Origin of the sequence: Mediterranea massiliensis (genome assembly GCF_900128475.1) — a bacterium.
In the GTDB taxonomy this organism is placed as follows: domain Bacteria; phylum Bacteroidota; class Bacteroidia; order Bacteroidales; family Bacteroidaceae; genus Bacteroides; species Bacteroides massiliensis_E.
This window is the reverse complement of sequence record NZ_LT635839.1, coordinates 571,829-591,220: the sequence shown is the minus strand read 5'-3', so window position 1 is coordinate 591,220 and position 19,392 is coordinate 571,829. Positions and strand designations below refer to the sequence as shown.

Below are 19,392 nucleotides of genomic sequence, written 5' to 3'. Positions count from 1 at the left end.
ATTCATAAAAAAGTAATCAGTATGAAGACAATCATTGCAGAAAAGCCATCCGTGGCACGTGAGATCGCCCGCATCGTGGGCGCGACAAAGAGAGAGGAAGGATATTTCGAGGGAGGCGGCTATGCCGTGACATGGGCATTCGGACACCTTGTCCAGCTTGCCATGCCCGACGGCTACGGCATACGCGGCTTCGTCCGCGACAACCTGCCCGTCATCCCCGGAACCTTCACGCTCATTCCCCGTCAGGAAAAGACTGATAAGGGCTACAAGCCCGACAGCGGCGTGGTGTCGCAGATAAAAATCATCAGCCGTCTTTTCAAGGATAGCGAACAGATCATCGTGGCGACCGATGCAGGACGCGAAGGTGAGCTTATCTTCCGATACCTCTACCATTACACCGGATGTACCACGCCTTTCGTGCGCCTTTGGATAAGCTCTCTTACCGACAAGGCTATCCGCGAAGGACTGCGCAACCTCGAAGAAGGGAGCAAGTATGACAACCTCTATCTTGCCGCCAAAGCACGGAGCGAATCCGACTGGCTTGTGGGCATTAACGGCACGCAGGCACTCTCCATCGCCGCCGGACACGGCACGTACTCCGTCGGACGGGTGCAGACGCCCACGCTGGCGATGGTGTGCGCACGCTATTGGGAGAACCGCCGTTTCACTCCCGAAACCTACTGGCAGCTTCATATCGCCGCAGACACAGGCGACGGCGAAGAGGTGAAACTCTCATCTTCCAAGAAATGGAAAGAGAAAGAACCTGCCACAGCACTATATAATAAGGTAAAGGAAGCCGGCTTTGCCACTGTCACAAAAGCCGAACGTAAAGAGAAGATAGAGGAAACTCCGCTCCTGTATGACCTGACCACGCTCCAGAAGGAAGCCAACGCCAAGCACGGCTTCACGGCAGAGCAGACGCTTGAAATCGCGCAGAAACTCTACGAGAAGAAGCTCATCACCTATCCGAGAACCGGAAGCCGCTATATCCCCGAAGACGTGTTCGCGGAAATCCCCAAGCTGCTATCCTTCGTTACCGGACTTCCCGAATGGGCGGGCGAAGTAGGTGTCCCCGTCACGCCCACCCGCCGCAGCGTGGACGGCGGCAAGGTCACAGACCACCACGCCCTGCTCGTCACGGGCGAGAAGCCGCTGTTCCTCTCCAAAGAGGACGGCATTATCTACCACATGATAGCCGGGCGCATGATGGAGGCATTCTCCGAAAAGTGCGTCAAGGACACCGCCACCGTCACGGCGGATTGTGCCGGAGTGGAGTTCACGGTGAAAGGCAGCGTCATCAGACAAGCCGGATGGCGTGCCGTCTATTTCGAGGACGACAAGGAGGAGACTTCCATCCCCTGCTGGCAGGAGGGCGATACGCTGGCACTGAAAGCCACCTCCATCACGGAGGGAAAGACCAAGCCCAAGCCGCTGCATACCGAAGCCACCCTGCTGTCCGCAATGGAAACGGCAGGCAAGGAAATAGAAGACGACGTGCTGCGACAGGCATTGAAGGATTGTGGCATCGGCACGCCTGCCACCCGTGCAGCCATCATCGAAACGCTTTTCAAACGCGGTTACATGGAACGTTGCAAGAAGTCGCTTGTACCCACCGAAAAAGGGCTTGCCCTCTACTCGGTCGTGAAGACGATGCGCATCGCCGACGTCGCCATGACGGGCGAATGGGAGAAGGATCTGGCACGCATCGAGCGCGGGGAACTGCCTGCCGATACCTTCCGCAAGGAGATAGAGGCGTACACGCGGGAGATTACATCCGAACTGCTCTCGTGCGACAAACTGTTCGCCCGCAGGGATTCCGGCTGCAAGTGTCCCAAGTGCGGAACGGGCACAATGCAGTTCTACGGCAAGGTGGTACGCTGCGACAACGCGGAGTGCGGGCTGCCCGTGTTCCGCCTGAAGGCGAATCGTACTCTCTCCGACGACGAAATCAAAGACCTGCTCACGGACGGACACACGAAACTGCTCAAAGGCTTCAAGAGCAAGCAGGGCAAGAGCTTTGATGCCGTGGTTGCCTTTGACGGGGACTACAACACGACTTTCGTGTTCCCCGAAAGGAAAACGGCCAAGAAATTTTCAGGACGGAAGAAATAGTATTAATTTTGCCACTGGTTCAGAGTAATGAATTGTTCTTCGATACCGGATTACACTCATACTTTGGATTTAGTGGTGGCACTCGGAGGGATACCGGGTGCCTTTTTCTTCTCCTTTCAGACAATTATCCCGGTCATGATTTACCAATCCACTAAATTCCAAAGTAATGAACAACAAGAAGAAAAACGAGGGGCAGACCGACTTTTCCTACTACGGTCTGTACCTGCTGGACTATCTCAGAACGAACAAATTTGAACAAGCGACCGACGAAGCCTTCATCCGTGAACGCGTCGACCGTGCCGCCGGAACGTATGAACGGGCAAGGCTTGAAGGCTATCCCGCCGATGGTGCGCAGGAACTGGCGATGCGCACACTGCTGGAGGGGCTTCACTACTCCAAGTACGCCATCCTGCGCGAAGTCGTAGAGAACGAGTTTTCCGATGACGTGCCGGAAGCGAAGCGTGAATCTTTTACCCGAAAACTGCTGCCACTTGTCGGAAACGTATTCTCCATTTATGACCTCTCGGACGACAATTTCGCCCTGTCGCCCGATTACGACCTGCTCTACACGGAGCTGACGGGGGCTGTCGTCCTTTATATAGAGGAATATGGCGTTTAACCGCAAACAAAGGTTGCGGGACAACATCGAGGCGATACGGACGGCATTCGTCCTTGACAGGGAACAACGCACCCCCACCGCACGCGAAAGGCTCTTGTTGGAGCGTTATTGCGGTTTCGGCGGTCTGAAATGTATTCTGAACCCTGAAAGGGAACTGACGGATGCCGTCCACTGGGCGAAATCCGACCTCGAACTGTTTGCCCCTACCGTGGAACTACACAAGTTACTACGGGAGAATACAAAAGACGATACGGAGTATAAACGGTACATGGATGCCATGAAGCAATCCGTCCTGACCGCTTTCTATACTCCGCCGGAGATAACAGGCACTATTGCGGATGTGCTACATGAACACGGCATACGTCCCGACCGGGTACTGGAACCGTCGGCAGGCGTTGGCGCATTTGTGGATGCCGTATTAGAGAACAAGCCGGACGCGGACATCATGGCTTTTGAGAAAGACCTGATGACGGGCAAGATATTGAGACACCTGCATTCCGACCAGAAAGTAAGGATACAGGGGTACGAGAAAATTGAAAAGCCGTTCATGAACCATTTTGATCTGGCTATCTCCAATATCCCGTTTGGCGATGTGGCTGTGTTCGACCCGGAATTTACCAACAGCCATGACGTGGCAAGACGGTCGGCATCCAAGACGATACACAACTATTTCTTTCTGAAAAGCCTTGATGCGGTGCGTGAAGGCGGAATCGTGGCGTTCATTACCTCGCAGGGGGTGTTGGATGCCCCGACCAATGCGCCCATACGCGAGTATATGATGAACCACGCCAATCTGGTGGGCGTTGCCCGTCTGCCGAACAACCTTTTTACAGAAAATGCGGGTACGGAGGTGGGCAGTGATTTGATTATCCTGCAAAAGAACAGCGGAAAGAACGGGGAACGGTATTATAATGAGAAACTTTTTGTGCAAACAGAACAGACCCCTATCGGCACTTCCGTAAATGGGTATGTATGGAGCATCGGTTCGCTTTCCCACACGGATTTGATCAAAAGTACCGACCCTTACGGAAAGCCTGCCTATAAGCTCATGCACAGAGGCGATACCGTACAACTGGCGGAAGATTTACGGGAACATCTGAAAATAGAACTGCACCAACTCAACAGGGAACTCTACGAAAGACATAGCCTGCATCCGACGCAAACGGAAAGTACGGATAAAAGTATGAATGTGGAAGTACAGCCGTCTCCAAAAGTGGAAGCGGCAACTTCTACCGCTAATGTTTTTATCACAGAAGCGGAGAAACCGAAATCTCAATCCATAGACGAGAAGCCGGAGATTGAGCCACGCCAGACGAATCATTCAAATGCCGTTCAGCTCACTCTGCTTGACCTTTGGGGTATGCCCATAGAAGAACCTGCCAAAAAGAAAAAGGCAACCAAAAAGGAAAACAAGGCAAAGCGTGTACCATCCAAACCGAAGCCGCCGGTTATGGCTGCATCTCCTGTTGAATCCGTCAAGCCTGCACCCGAAAGCAAGGAGGCAAAACCGGAAAATGCCGGGAAACAAAGCGACCCTGACGACATCTATGCAACACTGGATTGGGAAACCAATCCGCCCATCAACGGTTTTTACGAAACGATGATGAGCCTGACACCGGAACGGCGCAAGGCTCTACGGCTTGAAGCGGAACGGCACAGACAGGAACAACTGAAAAAGTCGGGTGTCAAGGACACGCTGAATCCAGCCTTTGTGCCTTCGTCGGGTAACCAAGCGGAGCAAAAGGAAGCAGCAAAACAACCCAAAGCACAGCTGGAAGCAACTCCCGTTCCTGTTACGGACAATAGCCAAAGTGAGAAAGCAACCACTTCACTATTCCCTGAATTTGAAACGGAAAAGCCGAAGGAGGAAGTACCCGACCTTACGCCGCGTCCCTACCACCGCACGCCGGAAATGCACTTGCGTGAAGGCTCGTTAGTGGCTGACAGTGGGCGTCGTAACATCGGTTATCTGAAAGACATCACGCCTTACGGCGCGACATTCCAGCCGCTTGGACTGACAGGCTATCAGAAAGAGAAGGCGTTGCTGTATGTGTCGCTCCGTGACGCATACGAGCGTCTGTACCGTTATGAATCGAACAGGCGCGAGGAAAACCCGCAGTGGCGTGAGCATCTGAACACCTGCTATGACGAGTTTGTCATGCGCTACGGCAACCTCAACGCCAAGCAGAACGTGAAACTGGTGGTGATGGATGCAGGAGGACGCGACATCCTTTCGCTGGAACGTGCGGAGGACGGCAGGTTCGTCAAGGCGGACATTTTCGAGCGTCCCGTTTCCTTCTCGGTAGAGAGCCATGCCAACGTAAGCTCTCCCGAAGAGGCACTCTCCGCATCGCTCAACAAGTTCGGCACGGTCAATCTCGACTATATGCGGGAGATAACCGACAGTACGGAGGAGGGATTGCTTGACGCCCTCAAAGGACGCATCTTCTACAACCCGCTCGTAACCGGTTACGAGATAAAGGACAGGTTCATCGCCGGGAACGTGATAGAGAAGGCGGAACGCATCGAGGCATGGATGGGCGACAACCCCGAAAACGGGCGTATGCCGGAAGTGAAGCAGGCGTTGGAGGCTCTGAAAGAAGCCGAGCCGCCGCGCATCGCTTTTGAAGACCTCGACTTCAATTTCGGGGAACGCTGGATTCCGACGGGCGTATATGCCGCCTACATGAGCCGTCTTTTTGACACGGACGTGAAAATCGCCTACTCCGCAAGCATGGACGAATTTTCGGTGGCGTGCGGCTACCGCACCATGAAAATCACGGACGAGTTTTTAGTGAAGGGCTATTACCGGAACTATGACGGCATGCACCTGTTGAAACACGCCCTGCATAACACCTGCCCGGATATGATGAAGTCCATAGGAAAGGATGAACACGGAAACGACATCAAGGTACGCGACAGCGAGGGCATACAGCTCGCCAACGCCAAGATTGACGAAATCCGTAACGGGTTCTCGGAATGGCTGGAAGAGCAGTCGCCGCAGTTCAAGGAACGGCTGACGACGATGTACAACCGCAAGTTCAACTGTTTCGTGCGCCCGAAATATGACGGCTCACACCAGACCTTTCCGGACCTCAACCTCAAAGGGCTGGCAAGCAGGGGTATCAAGAGCGTCTATCCGTCGCAGATGGATTGCGTCTGGATGCTCAAACAGAACGGCGGTGGCATCTGCGACCACGAAGTCGGTACAGGCAAGACGCTGATAATGTGCATTGCAGCGCATGAGATGAAGCGTCTGAACTTGGCGCACAAACCGATGATTATCGGGCTGAAAGCCAATGTCGCGGAGATTGCCGCCACCTATCAGGCGGCATACCCGAACGCGCGGATTCTCTATGCCTCGGAGAAGGACTTTTCGACCGCCAACCGCGTGCGTTTCTTCAACAACATCAAGAACAACGACTATGATTGCGTCATCATGTCGCACGACCAGTTCGGCAAGATTCCGCAGTCGCCGGAGTTGCAGCAGCGCATCCTGCAAGCGGAGCTTGACACGGTGGAGGAAAACCTCGAAGTCTTGCGGCAGCAGGGCAAGAACGTATCGAGGGCGATGCTGAAAGGTCTGGAAAAGCGCAAGCACAACCTTGAAGCGAAGCTGGAGAAGGTGGAACACGCCATCAAGTCGCGCACGGACGACGTGGTGGACTTCAAGCAGATGGGCATCGACCATATTTTTATTGACGAATCGCATCAATTTAAGAACTTGACTTTCAACACGCGGCATGACCGTGTGGCTGGTTTGGGCAACTCGGAAGGAAGCCAGAAAGCCCTGAATATGCTTTTTGCCATCCGCACCATACAAGAGCGCACGGGTAAGGACTTGGGGGCGACGTTCCTATCCGGCACGACCATCAGCAACTCGCTGACGGAACTGTACCTGCTCTTCAAGTACCTGCGCCCGAAGGAACTGGAACGGCAGGATATCCGGTGCTTTGACGCATGGGCGGCTATCTTCGCCAAGAAGACGACCGATTTCGAGTTCAACGTGACGAACAACGTGGTGCAGAAGGAGCGTTTCCGCTACTTCATCAAAGTGCCGGAGCTTGCCGCCTTCTACAACGAGATAACCGACTACCGCACGGCAGAGGATGTGGGTGTGGATCGTCCGCACAAGAACGAGATACTGCACCATATACCGCCCACGCCGGAGCAGGAGGACTTCATTCAAAAACTGATGCAGTTCGCCAAGACGGGCGACGCCACGCTGCTCGGTAGACCGCCCCTGTCGGAAACGGAAGAGAAGGCAAAGATGCTGATCGCCACCGATTACGCACGGAAGATGGCTCTCGATATGCGCATGATAGACCCGAACTACGAAGACCACCCCGACAACAAGGCTTCCCACTGTGCCAAGACGATTGCGGAGTATTACCATAAATACGACGCGCAGAAAGGCACGCAGTTCGTGTTCTCGGATCTGGGGACGTACCAGCCGGGCGACGGGTGGAACGTGTACAGTGAGATAAAGCGGAAGCTGACGGAGGACTACGGCATACCGGCAAGCGAGGTGCGCTTCATTCAGGAGTGCAAGACCGACAAGGCGCGCAAGGCGGTGATAGACGCCATGAACGCCGGAACGGTGCGCGTGCTGTTCGGTTCCACCTCCATGCTCGGAACGGGCGTGAATGCGCAAAAAAGGTGTGTCGCCATCCATCATTTGGATACGCCTTGGCGACCGTCCGACCTGCAACAGCGTGACGGACGGGGAGTCAGGGCAGGCAACGAGATTGCCAAGCATTTTGCCGGGAACAATGTGGATGTCATCATCTACGCGGTGGAAAAGTCGCTGGACAGCTACAAGTTCAACCTGCTGCACTGCAAGCAGACGTTCATCTCGCAGCTTAAAAGCGGGGCGATGGGCGCGCGTACCATCGACGAGGGGGCGATGGACGAGAAATCGGGCATGAATTTCTCGGAGTACATGGCGTTGCTCTCCGGCAATACCGACCTTTTGGACAAGGCGAAACTGGAGAAGCGTATCGCATCGCTTGAAGGGGAACGCAAGTCGTTCAACAAGGGCAAGCGCGATTCGGAGTTCAAGCTGGAAGCCAAGACGGGGGAACTGCGTAACAACACGGCTGTCATCGAAGCCATGACGGAAGATTGGAACCGCTTTCTTTCCGTTGTGCAGACGGACAAGGAGGGCAACCGCCTGAATGCGGTCAAGGTGGACGGCGTGGATTCTACCGATGAAAAGGTTATCGGAAAGCGTTTGCAGGAGATAGCCAAGAACGCCACTACGGGCGGGCTGTACAAGCCTGTCGGGGAACTTTACGGCTTTCCGATAAAGGTGGTAAGCGAGAGGATACTCAAAGAGGGGCTGGAGTTTACCGATAACCGCTTCGTGGTGGAGGGAAACTACAAGTACACCTACAACAACGGGCATCTGGCGATGGCTGATTCGGTAGCCGCCGCACGTAATTTCCTGAACGCATTGGAGCGGATTCCGTCCATAATCGACCAGTACAAGGGAAAGAACGAGGTGCTGGAAAAGGAAGTTCCGCAGTTGCAGGAGATAGCGGGCAAGGTATGGAAAAAGGAGGACGAACTGAAACAGCTTAAGTCCGAACTTGCCGCACTTGACCGAAAGATACAGCTGGAACTTGCGCCGCCTACGCAGGAAGCCGACGAAAAAGAAAAGGATGGACAGGAGGTCAAGCCTGTTTCGGAAGGTGTACGGAGCATATCGCCACAACAAACTGATGATGCACCGCAGATACGCAGCCCGGTGAATGAGCGAAATCCAACGGGCAACATCATTGGCGACCATGTCATCATCGGACGACCGGGTTTTCAGTTAAAGAATAAAAACCGATCGAAAGGGATAAAAATTTAAAATTAGGAATTTTATATAAAATCCGCAACCTATAGGGTTTAGTGGGATTTTGCTTGCAAAGCGACAAAATTCATTTTATTGTACATATTTCTTGCACAACAGAAATGTCGCAGACACAAAATCCCCTTACCCCATAAAGCGACTTGAGGTAATACGCTGGTTTAACCAGAAAAGCATGGTCTTTAACCAAAGTCTGTCTTGAACAGGTTGGCATAAGCATTGTTGTCTGAGTAAATATTCAATACATGCCTACGTGATGTCTTAATCCATTTCGCAGGAACAGAGATGAACTTGAAAACAAAGGTCTTGATTCTGCTGGTGGCACGCAATCCAAATTCATGGGTTTTCAATCTCTGCATAATAGCTTTGTAGAAGTTTCTGATGAGAGCTGTCATAAGCAGGAATACAGTATTCTGTGCCATGAACGATTTTGGCAATCGATTCCAGCCAAAGCCATTGTTCATGTCATCGAAGATGCGTTCCTTGCCACCACGAAGATTGTAGAATTCCACGATGTCTCTTGCACTCGACTTGTAATCGTTAGTCAGTATACATCTGTAGGTATATTCGCCTTCCCAAATGTCAAGGTCTCCATCTATTCGCCTTTGTCTCTGTATGACAAGACGATACGGTTTTCCTTTCCATTTCTCAACAAGGATGGAATTCAGCTCAAATTCAATACCGTTGATTTCAACAGTTTTCCATCCAGTCAAGGCAAACATGGAATCGTAGAAGGAAGAGCATCTGTTGGCACGAATATAAAAATGCCTGCAATGAGCCTCTACCATATCTACGATTTCCTCCGAGCATGAGCCGCAATCCATGCGGGCACGGGATATATATACTTCTGATGCCTCCAGTCGCTTGAAGATTCTTTCCAAAGTCTCTCTTTGGTTGAAGCGCACGTTTGTGTTGCCGTCTCTATTTTCAATACCGACAATCATGTCGTTAATGACTGCCACACCTGGACTATAGCCCAGGAACTTCTTGTAGGTTGGTTTTGCATCATGCTTCTCTGTTTCAATGAACTGATGGTCAAAGTCAAAATCATACTCTTGACCGGATTTCAATTGACCAGTAGCAAGCAGGGCTTTGATCAATAAGCAGTTCATCTTGTCTGCAGTATTGAAATCATAGGAGTTGCCAGAAGCAGATTTATAGGTGATGTTCTTACAAGTCAGTTCTTCGATAGCACGCAATATGGTGTCTGCGCTGCAAGTGCGAAGAGTTGGATGAAGAGACAAATGTTTCATCAAGTGAGTTGTAACATCCTCAATACATGAGCCGCCACAAAGATATACGCACATCAGAGAGCGTAGAATTTCGCTATATTGATAACCAAACATAGTGCATCTCAATCCCAAGGTGGAATCTATGGTTTGAGCTAAAAGAGCATCAAATTGCTCCATAATAGAAAAAATTCCTCCAAAAGGAGTGAGTTTCCCAGATTTTATTTGTATCTTTGCCATGTCATATTAGAGTTTTGCTTGTCTTCTTTTCGCAACACTAAGCGAAGTGAAAATTCTGACATGGCAAAATCCTGGGCAACTTTTTGTTGCTCAGGCACTTATAAATAATGTTAAACTATAGTGTTGCGGAATTAAGGTTGAACTCAAGAAGTATTCACCTGTAAGAAGTTACTAATGACAAAAAAGAAATTGCCCGTTCGTTTTACGGGTCAGCACTTTACTATTGATAAAGTGCTAATAAAAGATGCAATAAGACAAGCAAATATAAGTAATCAGGATACGGTTTTAGATATTGGGGCAGGCAAGGGGTTTCTTACTGTTCATTTATTAAAAATCGCCAACAATGTTGTTGCTATTGAAAACGACACAGCTTTGGTTGAACATTTACGAAAATTATTTTCTGATGCCCGAAATGTTCAAGTTGTCGGTTGTGATTTTAGGAATTTTGCAGTTCCGAAATTTCCTTTCAAAGTGGTGTCAAATATTCCTTATGGCATTACTTCCGATATTTTCAAAATCCTGATGTTTGAGAGTCTTGGAAATTTTCTGGGAGGTTCCATTGTCCTTCAATTAGAACCTACACAAAAGTTATTTTCGAGGAAGCTTTACAATCCATATACCGTTTTCTATCATACTTTTTTTGATTTGAAACTTGTCTATGAGGTAGGTCCTGAAAGTTTCTTGCCACCGCCAACTGTCAAATCAGCCCTGTTAAACATTAAAAGAAAACACTTATTTTTTGATTTTAAGTTTAAAGCCAAATACTTAGCATTTATTTCCTGTCTGTTAGAGAAACCTGATTTATCTGTAAAAACAGCTTTAAAGTCGATTTTCAGGAAAAGTCAGGTCAGGTCAATTTCGGAAAAATTCGGTTTAAACCTTAATGCTCAAATTGTTTGTTTGTCTCCAAGTCAATGGTTAAACTGTTTTTTGGAAATGCTGGAAGTTGTCCCTGAAAAATTTCATCCTTCGTAGTTCAAAGTCGGGTGGTTGTCAAGATGATTTTTTTGGTTTGGTGTCGTCTTTTTTTAAGCTGCCGCATAACGGTTTGCAGCTATACGCAGGCAGGGATTTTTACCACTAAGCTACCTACGATGAACTGAACTTTAAATTTACCACTTTCCTGTCTTACGAAGCACGAACCCCCTGCTTGCGTATAGGTGATGTTATGCGGTCGGCTTTCATTTTCTCATCTTTCTCGTTAATTTGTTGCATAAAGTTACTAAATTTGCAGTCAAGCAATTTCAATTTTTGAATTATGTATTTCAGCAGACCTTGGACTTCTATCTAAGTGATAGGCAGTCCTGAATAAATTCCAATCAATCTTTTAGGGCAAGACAATCAGTCTATGCTTTGTGTGTGCTGTCATTTTTTTTGATGGCATTGCTTTGTCGTAGTTGCTCTGTCGGGTAATACTGTCTATTCACTTCTCTGTGATTTGAATTCAAGAAATATTAATAGGGGCTATCCAAAAGGTCTAAAAGTAAATCATATCCCCTCTGCAAGTATCTGTAGGAGAGTGATTGCAAGACTTTCTTTCTTTTTGGGCAGCCTCTATTAAATTTATTTGCTCTTTCTTGATTTATGTTTATAAACATTATACCAAAAACATTCCAACTAACCTTGTTTATGTTTTGTCAGCCACCATTTGCACAACCATATTTGACTCCCAAAGAGAATGAATTCGATAAGATAACTTGCTGCATACCCACAATAAGGGGCTAAATAGAATACGAATGGGAAATAGATAACAGCACCGACAACAGATTGCGTTATGTAGTTGGTTAAACTCATTTTACCATAAAGCTGTAATGTGGAAACCGCTTTATTTGACACATTCCTTATGACACAATAATATGAACGAGAATATTTCTACAGAATCATCAGTAAAACAGAAAAAAATACTAATTTTGTTTTTGATGATCCTTCCAAAAGGAATTAGAAAAAATGTCTAATTCTAACTTATAGAGGAAAAAGCAACAATTAAATATTAAAGAATAAAAGATACGAAAAATATGACGCCAAAAGAGATACTACAAAAATGGATTGACTGCTTCAACGCCGCCGATGCAGTCGCTTTGGCAAACTTATACGCTCAGGATGCCATAAACCATCAAGTCGCAAACACCCCAGTTATAGGAAAAACAGCTATCCATGAAATGTTTGTAAATGAATTTGCAACCTCAAAAATGGTTTGTATTGTTGAGCATATATTCGAGGATGGAGAATGGGCTATCATGGAATGGAAAGATCCGCTCGGGTTGCGAGGATGCGGATTCTTTCATGTGCAAAACGATAAAATAGTTTTCCAAAGAGGTTATTGGGATAAGCTCAGCTTTCTCAAACAGCACGGTTTACCCGTAGAGAATAGTGATGAAAATCCAAACACATAACACCGTCCGATATGGGAATCATCATTCATTCTTTAGAGTCCGTTTCTTTCAAAGATTTGTATGCGGCATTCTCATCTGCATTCAAAGATTATGATTTCTCTTTGAATGCGGATGAATTGCGACGCATGCTCGACCGACGAGGATACAATCCACAACTATCTTTCGGAGTATTTTTCGAAGGACGGCTGATTTCTTTTGTGCTTAACGGAACAGGCATGTACAACAACATCTTGACTGCCTATGACACAGGGACGGGAACCGTACCTTCATTCCGGGGATTACACCTAACCCAAAAAATATTCACTTTCAGCCTCGAATTGATATGTCAACAAGGAGTTCGGCAATATGTACTGGAAGTTTTGCAACACAATCACAAAGCAATAAAAATATATCGCAAATTAGGCTTTGAAACACAGAGAAATTTCAACTACTACTCTGCCAAACTGAGCGATATTGTTCCTGTATTGCAAGTAAACCATACCGCATGTCGCATACTCCCATCGGATTTAAAAAACTGCCTTAACCAAACGGCCTGGTTCGATTTTCATCCTTCATGGCAAAATGACAGGGCTTCACTGGAACGCGGAATCGACAATTTGGACATATTGGGAGCTTATGAAAGAGAAGAACTTGTCGGATTTGTTATCTTTGAACCGGCATCTGGCGATATTTCATCCCTCGCAGTTGCAAAAGATTACCGGCGTAAAGGAATAGGCAAGTCTTTGCTTAAAAGTGCTGTCAGTCATTTTCAAAGCGATGTACTCAAATTTACTAATGTTGATTGCGATTGTGAATCAGTCACTGGTTTCTTGTCATCATTAGGACTTACCCCAAAAGGACAACAGTTTGAAATGGTCAGAAAAATTTAACCTACATTTATATGAATAGCCCTCATCATCAAATAACAAATTAATAATACCAAATAAAAATACGTATAGATTAAAAAAGTTTAAAAAAGTTCTTTGTGCTTTTGTCAGGGAACTTTTTTTTCGTAAATTTGCGTTCAATTATGCGGCAGTAATAATATACATATTAATACGAGTTAAGAATCCTGTAGTTTTCTACATGCTACGAGGAGGTATTAAAAGGTGCGTTTCGGCAATGCATCTATTGTAGTATATTATTGCTTAATCAAATGAACATTATAAATTTAGGAATTCTTGCTCACATTGATGCAGGAAAAACTTCCGTAACCGAAAATCTGCTATTTGCCTGCGGAGCAACGGAAAAGCGCGGCAGTGTTGATAAAGGTGACACCATAACAGACTCTATGGATATAGAAAAACGTAGAGGAATTACTATTCGGGCTTCTACGACATCTATTGTTTGGAATGGTGTGAAATGCAATATCATTGACACTCCGGGACACATGGATTTTATTGCAGAGGTGGAGCGGACATTCAAAATGCTTGATGGTGCAGTCCTCATATTATCGGCAAAGGAAGGCATACAAGCACAAACAAAGTTGCTGTTCAAGACTTTGCAAAAACTGCAAATCCCGACAATTATATTTATCAATAAGATTGATCGTGCCGGCGTAAATCTTGAGCGTTTATATCTGGACATAAAAACAAATCTGTCGCAAGACGTCTTGTTTATGCAAACGGTTGTCGATGGAGTCGTTTACCCGATTTGCACCCCAACAGATATAAGGGCAGAACACAAAGAATTTGTATGCAACCATGACGACGATATATTAGAACTATATTTGGCGGATAAAGAAATCTTACCGGCAGATTATTGGAATGCGATAATCGCTCTTGTGGCAAAAGCCAAAGCCTATCCGGTCTTGCATGGATCAGCAATGTGCAATATTGGCATCAATGAGTTGTTAGACGCCATCATTTCTTTTATATTTCCTCCGGCATCAGTCCCCAATAGACTTTCAGCTTATCTTTATAAAATAGAACATGACCCCAAAGGGCATAAAAGAAGTTTTCTAAAAATTATTGACGGAAGGCTGAGACTTCGAACCGTTATAAAAGTCAATGATTCTGAAAAATTCATCAAGATTAAAAATCTAAAAACCATTTATCAGGGCAAAGAGATAAATGTTGATGAAGTGGTTGCTAATGATATCGCAATTATAGAAGATATAGAAGAATTAAGAATCGGAGATTATTTAGGTGTTAAACCTTGTCTGATTCAAGGATTATCTCATCAGCATCCCGCCCTCAAATCTTCTGTCCGACCAGACAAGCCCGAAGAGAGAAGCAAGTTGATATCCGCTCTAAATGTATTGTTTATTGAAGACCCGTCTCTGTCCTTTTCCATAAATTCATATAGTGATGAATTGGAAATCTCGTTATATGGTTTAACCCAAAAAGAAATCATACAAACATTGCTGGAAGAACGATTCTCCGTAAAGGCCCATTTTGATGAAATCAAGACTATCTACAAAGAACGACCTAAAAAGAAGGTGAATAAGATTATCCATATCGAAGTCCCTCCCAACCCTTACTGGGCCTCCATAGGACTGACTCTTGAACCTTTACCGATAGGGTCAGGGTTGCAAATCGAAAGTGAAATCTCCTTTGGTTATCTGAACCATTCTTTTCAAAATGCCGTTTTTGAAGGAATCCGTATGTCTTGCCAATCGGGATTGCATGGATGGGAAGTGACGGATTTGAAAGTAACCTTTACTTATGCCCTTTATTATAGTCCGATAAGTACCCCTGCCGATTTTAGACAATTGTCTCCTTATGTCTTCAGGTTGGCTTTGCAACAATCAGGAGTGGATATTCTCGAACCGATGCTCTATTTTGAGTTACAGATACCACAAGTAGCAAGTTCCAAAGCTATTACAGATCTGCAAAAAATGATGTCTGAGATTAAAGGTATCAGTTGTAATAATGAGTGGTGTCTTATTGAAGGGAAAGTTCCATTAAATACAAGTAAAGACTATGCCTCAGAAGTAAGTTCATACACTAAAGGCTTAGGCACTTTTATGGTTAAGCCGTGTGGGTATCAAATAACAAAAGGCGGTTATTCTGATAATACCCGTATGGAAGAAAAGGATAAACTTTTATTCATGTTTGAAAAATCAGTATCATCAAAATAATGGAACGATCCAGGAATTTCTATAAGACAAAACGGTTGGGGTATATACTTATCTCCGTTCTTATCGGATGTATAGCATATAATAGCTTCTATGAATGGCAGGAGATAGAAGCATTAGAACTTGACAATAAAAAAATAGACGAGTTCCGAAAAGAGATAAACAATATCAATATTCAAATGATAAAATTCTCTCTATTTGGTGAAACAATACTGGAATGGAACGATAAAGATATCGAACATTACCATGCACAGCGTATGGCAATGGACAGTATGCTCTGCCGTTTCAAAGCTACCTATCCGGCAGAGCGTATAGACAGCGTACGCCATCTTCTCGAAGATAAGGAACGGCAGATGTGCCAAATCGTGCAGATACTTGAACAGCAACATGCCATCAACGATAAGATACCCCGTCAAGTACCCGTAATCGCGCAGAAAAGTGTGCAAGAACAACCCAAGAAACCTAAACGAAAAGGATTCTTGGGCATCTTCGGCAAAAAGGAAGAAGCGAAACCAACTGTGACTACCACGATGCACCGTTCCTTTAACCGGAATATGAGAACCGAACAACAGGCGCAAAGCCGCCGTCTGTCGGAACACGCCGATAGCCTTGCCGCCCGTAACGCGGAACTTAACCGACAACTACAAGCCCTAATCCGCCAGATGGATGAGAAAGTACAGGCCGACCTGCAAAAACGTGAAACAGAAATAGTTGTCATGCGTGAGCAATCATTTATGCAGATAAGTGGTCTGACAGGATTTGTCCTTCTGCTTTTGGTAATTTCATATATCATTATCCATCGGAATGCCAATCGTATCAAACGATATAAAAAAGAAACGACAGACTTAATTGGACAACTGAAACAATCTGTGGAACAAAACAAGGTACTGATTATCTCTCGCAAAAAAGCTGTGCATACCATCACCCACGAGTTGCGTACACCGCTGACGGCGATAACCGGATATGCTGGGTTGATGGACAAAGAACGCGACACCGATAAAATAGGGATATACATTCAAAATATACAGCAATCCTCCGATCGGATGCGTAGGATGCTTAACACACTACTTGACTTCTTCCGTCTGGACAACGGTAAAGAGCTACCCAATATATCTCCATGCAGGATTTCAGCAATTACGCATATTCTTGAAATGGAGTTTATACCTATCGCCATGAACAAGGGACTGACTTTGACCATAGAGAACCGAACGGATGCGGTTGTCCTGACCGATAAGGATCGTATTCTGCAAATCGGGAACAATCTGCTGTCAAACGCTATGAAGTTCACTGATAACGGCAGTGTATCCCTGACAATGGATTATGATAACGGTATGTTGAAACTTGTCGTTGAAGATACGGGAACAGGCATGACCGAAGATGAACAACGACGGGTATTTGGCGCGTTTGAACGACTGTCAAACGCAGCCACAAAAGACGGCTTCGGATTAGGATTGTCAATCGTACAGCGTATTGTGGCGATGCTTGACGGCACTATCCGGCTGGAAAGCGAAAAAGGCAAGGGAAGCCGTTTCACGGTGGAAATACCCGCACATCCTGCCGAAGAACTGCCAAAACAAACGGTTAAAAAGCATGTTCGTCACGAAGAAAGGCATTACGATGTTATTGCCATTGACAATGATGAGGTGTTGCTACTTATGCTGAAAGAAATGTATGCACAGGAAGGAATACACTGTGACACCAGCACCGATGTGGCGAAGCTGATGGAGTTGATACGGAAAAAGGAATACGCCCTGCTGCTTACTGACCTGAATATGCCGGAAATAAACGGCTTCGAGTTGCTGGAGCTTCTGCGCACCTCCAATGTGGGCAACTCAAGGGCTATCCCGGTAGTGGTAGCAACCGCTTCGGGCAGTTGCAGCAAGGAAGAACTTATCGAACGTGGATTCGCCGGATGCCTGTTCAAACCCTTCTCCATATCGGAACTGTTGGAGGTTTCAGACAAATGCGCCCAGAAAGGCACATGGGACGAAAAACCGAACTTTTCCACCCTGCTGTCCTATGGCAATGAATCAGTCATGCTGGAGAAGCTGATAGCGGAAACTGAAAAGGAAATGCAGTCGGTCAGGGATGCAGAACGGCGGCACGCCCTTCAGGAACTGGATGCCCTTACACACCACCTGCGAAGTTCGTGGGAGATACTCCGTGCCGACCAGCCACTAAGAGAACTTTATAAACTACTTCGTGGAAGTGCCGTTCCCGATAATGAGGCATTACACAATGCCGTGACTGCCGTACTGAATAAAGGTTCAGAAATCATCCGACTGGCAAAAGAAGAAAGGAGAAAATACGAAAATGGATAAGACAAAAATCATCGTGGTGGAGGACAATATCGTATATTGTGAGTTTGTCTGCAACCTGCTGGCACGGGAGGGATTCCGTACCGTGCAGGCTTTCCACCTCTCGACAGCAAAGAAACTTCTGCTACAAGCGACAGAAAACGACATCATAGTTTCAGACTTGCGTCTTCCTGAAGGCGATGGCATCGATCTATTGCGCTGGATGCGCAAGGAAGGCATGATGCAACCGTTCATCATCATGACCGACTATGCCGAAGTGCATACGGCAGTGGAAAGCATGAAACTCGGTTCGTTGGACTACATACCCAAACAACTTGTGGAGGACAAACTCGTCCCTCTGCTTCGTACCCTATTAAAAGAAAGGAGTATCGGAAGAAAACGTATGCCGGTGTTTTCTCGTGACGGCTCGGCATTTCAAGTTATCATGAAACGAATAAGGCTGGTGGCTCCCACTGACATGAGCGTGCTGATATTCGGCGAGAACGGCACTGGTAAGGAGCATATCGCACACCAACTGCACGACAAAAGCAAACGGGCAGGAAAACCGTTCGTCGCGGTGGACTGCGGTTCACTCACCAAAGAACTTGCGCCATCGGCTTTCTTCGGACACGTCAAAGGAGCGTTCACAGGTGCGGACAACAACAAGAAAGGCTATTTTCACGAGGCGGAAGGTGGTACGCTGTTCTTAGACGAAGTTGGTAACCTTGCACCGGAAACCCAGCAAATGTTACTCCGAGCTATACAGGAACGAAGATACCGCCCGATAGGTGATAAGACGGATAAAAGTTTCAATGTCCGTATTATCGCCGCCACCAACGAAGATCTGGAGACAGCTGTGAATGAAAAACGATTCCGACAAGACCTGTTATATCGTCTGCATGACTTCGAGATAACCGTTCCGCCGTTGCGCGACTGTCAGGAGGACATCATGCCGTTGGCTGAGTTTTTCCGAGAGATTGCGAACAAAGAACTGGAATGTGACGTTATTGGATTTGACGGAGAGGCCCGTAAGACATTGCTGACCCACGCTTGGCCGGGCAATGTCCGTGAGCTTCGACAGAAAATCATGGGTGCGGTGTTGCAGGCGCAGACCGGACTTGTCACGAAAGAACATCTGGAACTTGCCGTGACGAAACCGACTTCACCCGTCAGCTTCGCCCTACGCAACGACGTAGAAGACAAGGAACGGATTTTACGTGCGTTAAAGCAGGCGAACGGGAACCGCAAGATTGCCGCCGAACTGCTCGGAATAGGACGTACAACGCTATACAGCAAGCTGGAAGAGTATGGGTTGAAATACAAATTCAGGCAATCATAGCCGGTAATTCACTGAATTTAGCTATCTTTGCATGAACATTTGAAGGTAAACGGTGATTGGGGAGCCTTTCGCCGCCGATATATAACATAAGACCGCAAGGCGTTTCGAGCGAAAATCTGGTAAATTGACACTACGGAGACGATTGCGTGATGCTTATGCTATGCCTACGCATAGCGTGCATTCACGTACTCTCCGTAAAAGGCTTTACCAGAGCCGTCGCTTGAAAGTAGTGTGAATTGCACGCTACT

10 protein-coding genes and 1 pseudogene are annotated in these 19,392 nt (G+C 46.9%); 9 read left to right on the top strand and 2 right to left on the bottom strand.

Translation table 11 applies throughout. The features are described from left to right. The first annotated feature begins 21 nt into the window (after positions 1 to 21). From BQ7483_RS16020 to BQ7483_RS16010, 3 genes are all read left to right on the top strand, one after another. Positions 22 to 2,112, top strand: coding sequence for a type IA DNA topoisomerase (locus BQ7483_RS16020; protein ID WP_072546575.1), 2,091 nt, complete (start codon positions 22 to 24; stop codon positions 2,110 to 2,112). A 166-nt stretch (positions 2,113 to 2,278) separates the two neighbouring features. After that, positions 2,279 to 2,731, top strand: coding sequence for a DUF1896 domain-containing protein (locus tag BQ7483_RS16015; RefSeq protein ID WP_072546574.1), 453 nt, complete (start codon positions 2,279 to 2,281; stop codon positions 2,729 to 2,731). Beyond that, on the top strand, positions 2,721 to 8,588 hold the full coding sequence (locus BQ7483_RS16010; protein WP_072546573.1) for an N-6 DNA methylase: 5,868 nt from the start codon (positions 2,721 to 2,723) through the stop codon (positions 8,586 to 8,588). Before BQ7483_RS16015 ends, BQ7483_RS16010 begins: the two co-directional genes overlap by 11 nt. 182 nt (positions 8,589 to 8,770) lie before the next feature. Here the strand turns inward: BQ7483_RS16010 and BQ7483_RS16005 are convergent, their stop codons facing one another. Continuing rightward, positions 8,771 to 10,057 (bottom strand): IS1380-like element IS942 family transposase, encoded by a 1,287-nt coding sequence (locus tag BQ7483_RS16005; RefSeq protein ID WP_072546572.1) that lies wholly within the window; start codon positions 10,055 to 10,057, stop codon positions 8,771 to 8,773. Between the two features lie 174 nt (positions 10,058 to 10,231). On the opposite strand from BQ7483_RS16005, the gene erm(F) reads away from it, so the two are divergent. Continuing rightward, positions 10,232 to 11,032: a 23S rRNA (adenine(2058)-N(6))-methyltransferase Erm(F) gene (erm(F), locus tag BQ7483_RS16000; RefSeq protein WP_002682030.1), complete on the top strand. Its 801-nt coding sequence runs from the start codon at positions 10,232 to 10,234 to the stop codon at positions 11,030 to 11,032. Between the two features lie 642 nt (positions 11,033 to 11,674). Here erm(F) and BQ7483_RS18085 read toward each other — a convergent pair. Further along, a pseudogene (locus BQ7483_RS18085) lies at positions 11,675 to 11,954 on the bottom strand (DUF418 domain-containing protein); the annotation flags it as partial. Positions 11,955 to 12,072: 118 nt separating this feature from the next. Here BQ7483_RS18085 and BQ7483_RS15990 point away from each other — a divergent pair. The 5 genes from BQ7483_RS15990 to BQ7483_RS15970 all read left to right on the top strand — a co-directional run bounded on the left by BQ7483_RS15990 (position 12,073) and on the right by BQ7483_RS15970 (position 19,144). Then, positions 12,073 to 12,450: a nuclear transport factor 2 family protein gene (locus BQ7483_RS15990; protein ID WP_005944282.1), complete on the top strand. Its 378-nt coding sequence runs from the start codon at positions 12,073 to 12,075 to the stop codon at positions 12,448 to 12,450. An 11-nt stretch (positions 12,451 to 12,461) separates the two neighbouring features. Beyond that, complete coding sequence (locus BQ7483_RS15985; protein ID WP_005944281.1) at positions 12,462 to 13,319, top strand: GNAT family N-acetyltransferase; 858 nt, start codon at positions 12,462 to 12,464, stop codon at positions 13,317 to 13,319. Positions 13,320 to 13,585: 266 nt separating this feature from the next. Beyond that, a complete protein-coding gene (gene tet, locus BQ7483_RS15980; RefSeq protein WP_065739727.1) occupies positions 13,586 to 15,511 on the top strand; it encodes a tetracycline resistance ribosomal protection protein in 1,926 nt (641 codons plus the stop codon). Continuing rightward, positions 15,511 to 17,829, top strand: coding sequence for a hybrid sensor histidine kinase/response regulator (locus BQ7483_RS15975; RefSeq protein ID WP_072546571.1), 2,319 nt, complete (start codon positions 15,511 to 15,513; stop codon positions 17,827 to 17,829). Before tet ends, BQ7483_RS15975 begins: the two co-directional genes overlap by 1 nt. After that, positions 17,822 to 19,144: a sigma-54-dependent transcriptional regulator gene (locus BQ7483_RS15970; RefSeq protein ID WP_072546570.1), complete on the top strand. Its 1,323-nt coding sequence runs from the start codon at positions 17,822 to 17,824 to the stop codon at positions 19,142 to 19,144. Before BQ7483_RS15975 ends, BQ7483_RS15970 begins: the two co-directional genes overlap by 8 nt. Positions 19,145 to 19,392: the final 248 nt, after the last annotated feature.